Consider the following 998-nt stretch of genomic DNA (forward strand, 5'->3'; position numbering starts at 1 on the left):
CAGCAGCTGTACGGTGGTCGTTCCCTTTGCGCTCGAGGTGCGCTTTGCGCCCGTCGGCACGGTTCCGGCTGAGCCGCTGCGCCAGTGTGACGATGCCGTGGCCGATGGCTTTACGTTCTTTGACCTTACGGTCGTTGCCGCGGAGGTGCTGGGCACCCTGGACCCTGCGGGCTTTGACCTTTACTATTACGAGGACCTGGCCGAGGCGACCCTTGCGGGCGACCTGGCGCTGACCGCCCCGGACTTTTCCCAGGCGATCCCGGACCCCACGAACTTTCTGAACAGCACCAACCCCCAGGACATCTATATCCTGGTCGTGGGCAACGGCACGGGCACCATCCCCCCGAACCCCAACATCAGTGAGGGCTGTTACGATATCGTGGCCCTTACCCTTATCGTGGACCCGCGCCCCGCGGACCTGGGCCCCTTCGAGATGATGCTCTGCGACGACGAGCTGCAGGGCAGTACCCCCGACGATGAGATCTCGACCTTCGACCTTACCAGCCAGGACGTGCTGGTCACCGGTGGCGACCCCACCATCACGGTAGCGTGGTTCCTGAACGCGGCCAATGAGGCCGCGGACATCCCGATCCCCAACCCGGCCACCTTCCAGAACACGGCCACCCCGCAGACGGTCATAGGCCGCGCGACCTCCGAGTTTGGGTGCCGTACCCTGGTTACCCTTACCCTGACGGTACTTCCCAACCCGAACCCGAATACCGCCCCGGACCCCTTGGAGCTCTGCGACGATGACGACGACGGCATCGTTGGCGGCTGGGACCTTACCCTAGCCGATGTGGACATCACGGCGGGCGAGCCGGACGTTTCCGTACTGTACTATGAGGATTTTGCCGATGCCGTTGCCGGGGTGCCCGGGACGGAGATCACGATGCCCTATACCAATACCGTGCCCTTTAGCCAGATCGTGTACGCCAGGGTGGTGAAGAACGTTCCGCCGGCCTCGGTGGGCTGCTTTACCGTTGTGGAGCTTGAGCTCC

Annotated in this window: 1 protein-coding gene; it reads left to right on the top strand. The window is 63.8% G+C overall.

All coding sequences use genetic code 11. From position 1 onward, the window contains the following. Nucleotides 1-998, top strand: a 998-nt coding sequence (locus AC58DT_RS15635) for an FIDD domain-containing protein (protein WP_497217724.1), incomplete at both ends; no start/stop codon positions are given.

This window comes from Aequorivita sp. CRS11, from assembly GCF_059693805.1.